An 8,060-nucleotide genomic window follows, 5' to 3' on the forward strand; every position below is an offset into this window, starting at 1 on the left:
GTGGCCGAGCCGGTCTCACAAATGGCCGATTTATACCACCCCGTTCACTGGAAACATACATATTCGTTTCCTATCTATGTGGGGCTATATCTGCTGGCTTCGAGCATCGCCAAGCGGGGCGTTGATTGCACAGATTCATCCTCGGTAGATAAATAAAGGCCAAAACCATAAGTTTACCGATTCCAAAAATCATGCCCAGATTCATGAGCTGCATATTTACCATGTCATTGTTAAAGACTCAAGTTTGTTAATTGATGATCTACCGGACCACTATCGATTCTCGTCATAACGGCTGACAACGAGTTCCTTTTGGAATAAGCATTTTTTTTAAGCATAGAATTTAATGATTCTATACTATACCAGGACATGGGTGAAATATGAAGAAAAATACAAGTATGATAATACAAATCGCCGCAACATATTCGGGAACCGTGGTGGGAGCCGGATTTGCTTCAGGACAGTCGATTATGCAGTTTTTCACGGTATACGGAGCCTATGGGGTATTAGGCATTTTATGCAGCACCTTTCTTTTTGTGTGGATCGGCACTAAAATGATGATTCTAGCTCACCATATCAAAGCATTTTCATATCAGGAGTTTAATGTTTATCTGTTTGGCAAGATTTTCGGCAAAGTCGCAAATGCCTTGACTTTAATTATTCTATTTGGGGTAACGGCCGTGATGCTTTCAGGAACCGGTACCATTTTCGAAGAACAACTCCGTCTACCCTATCAACTGGGTATTATCATCAGCATCGTTTTGTGTTATCTGGTGATGACGAAGGAAATCAGCGGAATTATGTTCGTAAACTCGTTAGTTGTTCCCATGATGCTTTTTTTCACTATTCTCCTTGTCGTAAAGGTTGTCAGAATAGACAATATTTTTGATATAGTCGGTTGGCAGAACCAACAACTGTACAATTTGAAGTGGTTCGTGAGTCCGTTTGTGTATGCAGGATTGAATTTTGCTTTTATTCTAGCCGTTATGGTTCCTCTGGGGAGTGAGGTGGATGACGAAAGCGCATTAAAATGGGGAGGGTTTTGGGGAGGCATTGGTCTTGGTTTTATGCTTCTTGTCAGCCATTTTGCAATGAGCTCAAAGATGCCCGAGATTCTTCAATACGATATTCCGATGGCCGAGATTATTCGAGATTTCGGGCGGTATTTTCATGTATTGTTTTTGCTCGTAATCTATGGAGAAATATTCACCACATTGATAGGCAATGTATTCGGAATTTCTCGTCAAATCCAAAGTCTTTATAATCTTCCTAAAAGTTGGTTGGTTCTTGGCATATTACTTGCTAGTTTTTTGATTAGTCAAGCCGGTTTCACCTCCTTACTTACTTATCTTTATCCGCTATTTGGGTATATGGGTTTGATACTTCTTATTTTTTTAGCAGTTCAACGGATGCCCAGGGACTAAGTCTCCATATTTTTATAAGTTGATTCGGCACGAAATCCAACTATTGGGTAATTATGCTACTATCGGAATTAAGGCACAGGGTTCCATCGATCCAACTTCTTATTTCCAAAACTTTTGGCCTGCCGTCTTAATAGCTAACATAAATGACCTCCATAAGAATAAAGAATACAGCATAGGGTAGACAGTTGCATGTCATATAGAGTATTTCCAACGACTTCACCTAAAAATAGCTGAAATGAAGTCAAACGGTGTTACTTGACTAAATTGGTTTTTCCCTAACATCTTTGTAATGATGGACAATCCTACAAAACCTAGCAAGAACTCAATTGAGAATTGAAGAAACAACTTTTCATTTCCTCTTTCATCAAATGATTGGTGAAAGCAAGCACGCCGTTTGATCGAGAATCCGCTGCAAATGCGTGCGTTGAGGCGGGACTTCCATCCGTAAGGGAATGGAGTCCGCAAGATCATGCTCGAATTGTTCCGCCAGTTTTCGTGCTACTTCAGAACTGTACACAACTTCGCACACTTCATAATTCAGACGGTAGCTTCTTAAATCAACATTTGAGGAGCCTGTCTCGGCAATTTCTCCGTCAATGATCATTAACTTCGCATGCAACACGCCTTTATTGTAGAGGTAGATATGAACCCCGGCTTCCAAAAGTTCTCCATAGTAGGTCCGACTTGCAGCTCCAACGATGATCGATACCACGTGGCGGGTAACTAAGCGCACTCGGACACCGCGAACCAAAGCTGCTTTAATCGCCATAATAATGTCTGCATCTGGCACAAAGTAAGGCGCGATATTCCAATGGGCGTCGAAGACTGCTTGCAGTTCGTTTGAAGGTTAACCCACTATTCGAATATGGGTGTCGCGTCAAAGCCGACATTCGACTTTAATCCGGTATATTCATCCCCGATATTGATGCCTCCAGTAAAAGCTTCCTGACCATCGAATACAACAATCTTACAATGATTTCGGCAACTCCAATAGGACAGCGCCCAAGGGAAGCGAATGGGGAAAAAAGATCGGCATTCAATTCCAACCTTCATCATTTGGCGGCCGTAGCCATGGGCGTGCGTTGGGCCTAGGGGGAACTTGGATACTGTCAGCTTTAGCAGTGGCGATGGGGGCGGCAGTGTTTAGGTTTATCCAAGGTTAGCTGTCTAAACAATAGAATAGTGGCGAAAAGAGATCAAACCCTACTCAACTTGTAGGGTTTGATCTCTTTTCTAATCTGTTCACCGATGAAAACAGACAAGCCATGTCCTCAATATTCATGGTTTGTCTGTTTTTCTTAAAACCCCTTATATTGAGGCTCTTCATTTTCCAACTGTTGTACGCGGCTTTCTACTTGCTGCACGATTTGTTGTGTTTGTTGGGCCGCATTCGTAAAGAGCGATTTTGCTTCTTGATTTTGTGTTTCCAAAGCAAATTGTTCCAGACTCGCCTGAGCACTTTTTAAAGATGCTACGCACGTTTTCACTTGAGAAGCAACTGTCACGGAATGTCACCTCCTTTACCTTAGGATAGGATAATGTTTCACGGGTAATAGGAATAGATGCTTGCATTCTCCCAATACCGAAATTATTATTTCCGTCTCGCAACAAAAGCATACGTTAGAAAAATTTTCAGATGGAAATGCATGAAAATAATGGAATAGGGACATATTAACCTTTGTCGATTAATGTGATTGGAAAGGAATGGTAATATTATGCCGGATTGGGTAGAAATCGCTTTGCGAACGTTATTGGCTATGGGGGTTCTTTTTGTCCTAACGAAGATATTGGGTAAACGACAGGTATCACAGCTTTCATTGTTTGAGTATATCACCGGCATCACGATCGGCAGCCTTGCAGCTTACGTTTCGTTGGATCTGGAGTCCAATTGGTATCTGGGCTTGGTTTCGATGACTGTTTGGACCGTTGTTTCTTTAGGGATTGAATTTTTACAGCTGAAAAGCAAAACGGCAAGAGACCTATTCGACGGCAAAGCAACAGTGCTCATTAAGGACGGCAAGATCATGGAGGATAACCTAAAAAAAGAAAGGATTACCACGGATGAACTTATGGAACAGCTTCGAATAAAGAATGTGTTCAAAGCTGCCGATGTTGAATTCGCCATCATGGAGTCAAGCGGTGACGTTAGCGTTCTTTTAACCAAGGAAAATCAACCGTTAACGCCTAAACACCTGGGAATAAATGTCGGGCCAGAACAAGAACCTCAATCGGTCATTATGGATGGAAAAATAATGGACGAACCGCTTGCCACGATAGGTCTAAACAGGAAATGGCTGGATACGGAACTGGAGAAATTAGGTGTTTCGATTGATAACGTATTTCTTGGACAGGTGGATTCCTATGGCCAGCTATACGTTGATTTATTTGATGATCAGATCAAAGTACCGGAACCCCAGAAAAAAGCCGCGTTGCTTGCAACATTGAAAAAGTGTGAAGCGGATCTCGAAATGTTTGGCTTATCTACCAAAGAACAAAATACAAAGCAGATGTACGAGCAATGTTCAAAAGCGTTAGAAAAGATTATTGATGAAGTTAAACCATTGTTGATTCGTTAACAATTCGCCAATTATACGTCAGCTGAAATTCGAGGAGGATGTTCATGGCAAATAATATAAAGAAAAATTTAACGCGGGTACAACAGGAATATAAAGAATTGGCGCAAAGCGTCGAACCTCCGAGGCCCATACTCAAAAACTTCATTCGTGCGTTTATAGCTGGCGGGGCCATTTGTTTGGTTGGACAAGCCATCCAGGAAATGTTTGTGCATTGGGGCGGCTTTGATGAGAAAAAAGCTGGAGACCCTACCGTGGCGGTTATGATACTCCTTTCTGTCATTCTGACCAGCATGGGGGTGTACGATAAGTTTGCCCAATGGGCTGGTGCGGGTTCCGCAGTGCCTGTGACGGGATTTGCGAATTCGATGGCATCCGCTGCGATTGAACATCAGAGTGAAGGTATGGTGCTCGGTGTTGGCGGTAAAATGTTTAAACTGGCTGGACCGGTTATTGTATTTGGTACAGTCGCCGCCTTTGCGGTAGGAATTGTACATTTGCTGATCAAAGGCGGGGGAGGCTCTTAATATGTTAAAGGGACACCAGAGTTGGCTATTTGAGAACAAGCCGTTCATCCGATCAACAGCAACGGTAGTGGGTCCATTTGAAGGAAGAGGCCCGCTGGCCAAAGATTTTGACATTGTCCATGGAGAATCCATGATGGGACAAAAGAGCTGGGAGAAAGCAGAAAAGGCATTGATTGAAGAAGCGGCAAAACTGGCTATTGAAAATGCGGGGTTGACAAAGGAACAAGTCCAGTTTTACATAGGAGGGGATTTGATGAATCAAATCATTAGCAGCAGTTTTGCCGCGCGAACATTATCGATCCCTTACCTCGGTGTGTTTGGCGCTTGTTCAACCTCGATGGAAAGTCTGGCATTAGCAGCTAACCTTGTAAATTCCGGTTCGGCGAAATTTGTATTGGCGGGGACATGCAGCCATGATTCCGGTGCGGAGAAACAGTTCCGATATCCGACCGAGTACGGTTCGCAAAAACCGCCAACCGCCCAATATACGGTAACCGGGGCCGGTGCTGCCATCGTATCCATGGAAGGTGACGGACCGGTTGTTACATCTGCCACCATTGGCCGGGTTATCGATATGGGCATTAAAGATCCGTTTAATATGGGCGCAGCGATGGCTCCTGCAGCGGTAGACACCATTGAGGCGCATGTTCGAGATTTGGGAATTGAACCGGGTTATTACGATTTGATCGTTACCGGCGATCTTGCGAAAGTCGGATATGAAATCGCCTGTAAATTGTTTAAGAAACATAACTTTCCCATCGAACAAACCGAATATTCCGATTGCGGGATGATGATTTACGATTATGAAACCCAAATGGTTCAAGCCGGAGCAAGCGGCTGCGGTTGTTCGGCAGTTGTTACCTATGGACATTTGCTAAATCGGATGCGAAGAGGTGAACTGAAACGAATCCTCGTTGTCGCTACGGGGGCGCTGCTATCCCCGATTTCATTTCAACAAGGGGAAAGCATTCCTTGTATCGCTCATGCCGTATCCATAGAGGCAGGGAGGGAGATATTATGATTTTTCTTTGGGCTTTTTTGGTGGGAGGTGCAATCTGTGTTTTCGGACAATTTTGTTTTGATGTCTTGAAACTTACACCGGCCCACACCATGACCCTGCTTGTTGTATTGGGCGCGATTGTCGACGGAATTGGATGGTATGATCCGCTGATTGAATTTGCCGGGGCAGGAGCATCGGTCCCGATTACAAGCTTTGGTAACGCGCTTGTCCATGGTGCGCTTCAAGAACTAAAGAGCAATGGCTGGATTGGGATCATCACCGGAATTTTCGAAGTGACCAGTGCCGGAATATCCGCAGCGATTATTTTTTCGTTTCTCGCTGCATTGTTCGTAAAACCCAAAGGATAATACGGGGCCCAATCCGAATTTCGTTGGCTAAAATACACTGTAACGGTCGGTCAGGGCGATCCCTAACCGGCCGGTTTTAATTATGAGAAACATTTACTTGTTCCAATCTGTACGGAATGTCCCCATCGATAATCTCAAAGGTTACGTTGACCAAGCTATAAAAGCCATATACTGTCAGACGCTATTTATTTCGGTTCCTATATTCTCCATCACTTCTTTGGTTCGCTCCATTAAACTCGGCTCGGTTGGAACATTTTCACTTGCCTTTCCATCCAAGATTATTGGAGATTTGTTACTTGTCGTTTTGATTCGCTGTTTAAATTGTGATTTAAGTTCGCTTTTTTCCATACTTTCTCCTTTTCATTCGCCATTTTCAGAATATGCAACTGATATTATTCCGATTTTCATATCCTTTATGCATCATAGGAGTCAGGTCCCCAAAAGGCTGTGTTTCCGCCTGCATATAGACAACCAACCCGATAAAATGACCGGAAACCGGGCGGATGCCGTTGTCGCTTCTATGCGCCTGCCATAGAATAATGCTGTAAGTTCAACTTTACCTAACCCAAGGAGGAATGTTTTCAAATGCAGTTTATCAAACAGGCAATGCCCATGTATACGCATGACCAGGCCGCTTATGTCAGGCAAATGTACGATTGGCACATGAAAATGGCTCAGTATCACGAACAATTACGTACCTTTCATCTGGAAAGGGCGAAACAATTTCAAAAGCTCTCCGAAGAAAAAGCGAAAACGTCAGAAATATCCAGCGACACCAGCGCCGCTTAAAGGCGAACCGACATGGAGCGATGTGATGAATTGGCCGCATTCCGAATCAAAATCTGGGACCGCTATGTAACCCTTCGTTCCCAATATGGAACCCGGATGCCCTTGTCTTTTGACCAGTTCTGGTATGACTTTTTGGCCAGGCACATGCTATCCGACTGTGGCGTAGAGCAAGTATATGAGGACTTCTGCAACAACTGGGAGAATCGGTGTGTGAAAAATGTTTGCGATTCGAGCCATCGGTAGAATGCCTGCGAAATAGGACCAAATGGCCGGCTGTTGCCCAAAATGGGTTGCTCCGGCCTTTGATATTTGTATGCAGGGGACAAGGGTAGATGGGATCAAATCCAAGCGGACTTTCACGATGCGGATAACTGCATAGGATGATTCGTTTCTGGACAACTTAAATGCTGTTTGCATAAATTTGGAAAGGTGGATGCCTGCATGTTACCAACATTCAGTACAAGCATTAAAAACTGGACTACCTCTGCCCCAAGACAACCAAATCGATGTAAAAATTGCATCTGGGGCAACTGGGATGGGTTGAAACAATTTTGTTCGAAACCTGTCTGCATTAAGAAACAACCAGTATAAGAGAAAGTCCATCTTCTTTTACTTGATCATGTTCGGTTATCTGCAAAGAATTCTTGCCCAGTGACTGGCATTTTTGCCGAGGACGCATATAATGACGTGATCTAACTTTGAGGAGTGATGAATCATGTCCGTTGCGGCTCAAACAAGTACTAAGAGTTTACCTCCCTTTTCCATATGGGGAGTTCATGCATCTGTCGCCGGAAGACCGGTTGTGTGGGGCAAACTAGTGATGCGTGTTTTGCAGGACCAGCAAATTCAAGGCACCATCCAATTTCGCGGAACGCCGATTCCGATTGAAGGAAGTTGGAATGAAAGCACGCAGCAGATCATGTTTCATTCCCCCTACGCCGCCTACTCCGGCCAATTAACCATCTATGACGATGTCAAGATTCAACTTCGGCATTTGGTTCTCACCGGACGTCTGCGGATGCTACCCTCTTCTTTACAGGCGGGCGAATATGGAACCTGGGTAGCGACAACTGATATAAGCTTGGCGGGGTATAGCGGCTATATCCCACCGCAACCGCCTTCAACTTCGCTGCCGCCGGTCGGCGTATTTGTAACGTCGAATATACTGTATGGAAACTCGCGTATATAAAACAGGCACATATCGGATGAAAAATGATCGGTAAGCGGATAACGGAAAGGGGTGGCATATCAGTGGACGAAAATCAGATTCATCATGCAATCGAACAAGCCTATCAATTGATTGTTGAAGCACACCGCAACATGACTGACATTTGGCGCACTCACGTACTGTTTACGCGGCAATGGTGGTTTGGAGTAGTTTT

General features: G+C 44.1%; 11 protein-coding genes. 7 read left to right on the plus strand and 4 right to left on the minus strand.

The window, feature by feature from the left end:
* Positions 1–377: 377 nt before the first annotated feature.
* Positions 378–1,421, plus strand: coding sequence for a YkvI family membrane protein (locus PVA01S_RS25665; protein WP_023559061.1), 1,044 nt, complete (start codon positions 378–380; stop codon positions 1,419–1,421).
* A 216-nt stretch (positions 1,422–1,637) separates the two neighbouring features.
* Here PVA01S_RS25665 and PVA01S_RS27810 read toward each other — a convergent pair whose 3' ends face one another.
* The 3 genes from PVA01S_RS27810 to PVA01S_RS25675 form a co-directional block, all read right to left on the minus strand.
* Entirely contained in the window at positions 1,638–1,892 is a 255-nt protein-coding gene (locus PVA01S_RS27810) for a DUF421 domain-containing protein (RefSeq protein ID WP_371264636.1), read from the minus strand.
* Positions 1,786–2,190 (minus strand): phospholipase D-like domain-containing protein, encoded by a 405-nt coding sequence (locus PVA01S_RS27445; protein WP_244933052.1) that lies wholly within the window; start codon positions 2,188–2,190, stop codon positions 1,786–1,788. The genes PVA01S_RS27810 and PVA01S_RS27445 overlap by 107 nt, the downstream gene beginning before the upstream one ends.
* 529 nt (positions 2,191–2,719) lie before the next feature.
* Positions 2,720–2,926, minus strand: coding sequence for a DUF1657 domain-containing protein (locus PVA01S_RS25675; RefSeq protein ID WP_007781230.1), 207 nt, complete (start codon positions 2,924–2,926; stop codon positions 2,720–2,722).
* A gap of 210 nt (positions 2,927–3,136) precedes the next feature.
* Here PVA01S_RS25675 and PVA01S_RS25680 point away from each other — a divergent pair, with 210 nt between their 5' ends.
* The 4 genes from PVA01S_RS25680 to spoVAE are packed head-to-tail and all read left to right on the plus strand — an operon-like array spanning position 3,137 to position 5,889.
* A complete protein-coding gene (locus tag PVA01S_RS25680; RefSeq protein WP_127610693.1) occupies positions 3,137–3,997 on the plus strand; it encodes a DUF421 domain-containing protein in 861 nt (286 codons plus the stop codon).
* 44 nt (positions 3,998–4,041) lie between these two features.
* Positions 4,042–4,521 (plus strand): stage V sporulation protein AC, encoded by a 480-nt coding sequence (gene spoVAC / locus PVA01S_RS25685; RefSeq protein ID WP_005832062.1) that lies wholly within the window; start codon positions 4,042–4,044, stop codon positions 4,519–4,521.
* 1 nt (position 4,522) lies between these two features.
* The gene (gene spoVAD / locus PVA01S_RS25690) at positions 4,523–5,542 is read left to right on the plus strand and encodes a stage V sporulation protein AD (RefSeq protein WP_007784321.1); all 1,020 of its coding nucleotides are present in this window, start codon (positions 4,523–4,525) and stop codon (positions 5,540–5,542) included.
* On the plus strand, positions 5,539–5,889 hold the full coding sequence (spoVAE, locus tag PVA01S_RS25695) for a stage V sporulation protein AE (RefSeq protein ID WP_005832063.1): 351 nt from the start codon (positions 5,539–5,541) through the stop codon (positions 5,887–5,889). Before spoVAD ends, spoVAE begins: the two co-directional genes overlap by 4 nt.
* A gap of 174 nt (positions 5,890–6,063) precedes the next feature.
* On the opposite strand, the gene PVA01S_RS26920 is transcribed toward spoVAE, so the two are convergent.
* On the minus strand, positions 6,064–6,237 hold the full coding sequence (locus tag PVA01S_RS26920; RefSeq protein WP_153784608.1) for a hypothetical protein: 174 nt from the start codon (positions 6,235–6,237) through the stop codon (positions 6,064–6,066).
* Positions 6,238–6,474: 237 nt separating this feature from the next.
* On the opposite strand from PVA01S_RS26920, the gene PVA01S_RS25700 reads away from it, so the two are divergent.
* Both PVA01S_RS25700 and PVA01S_RS25705 read left to right on the plus strand, forming a co-directional pair.
* On the plus strand, positions 6,475–6,678 hold the full coding sequence (locus PVA01S_RS25700; RefSeq protein ID WP_023559066.1) for a hypothetical protein: 204 nt from the start codon (positions 6,475–6,477) through the stop codon (positions 6,676–6,678).
* 715 nt (positions 6,679–7,393) lie between these two features.
* The gene (locus tag PVA01S_RS25705; RefSeq protein ID WP_023556420.1) at positions 7,394–7,867 is read left to right on the plus strand and encodes a hypothetical protein; all 474 of its coding nucleotides are present in this window, start codon (positions 7,394–7,396) and stop codon (positions 7,865–7,867) included.
* The last annotated feature ends 193 nt before the right edge of the window (positions 7,868–8,060 follow it).

The organism is Paenibacillus validus NBRC 15382 (assembly GCF_004000985.1).
GTDB classification, from domain to species: Bacteria; Bacillota; Bacilli; order Paenibacillales; family NBRC-103111; genus Paenibacillus_G; species Paenibacillus_G validus.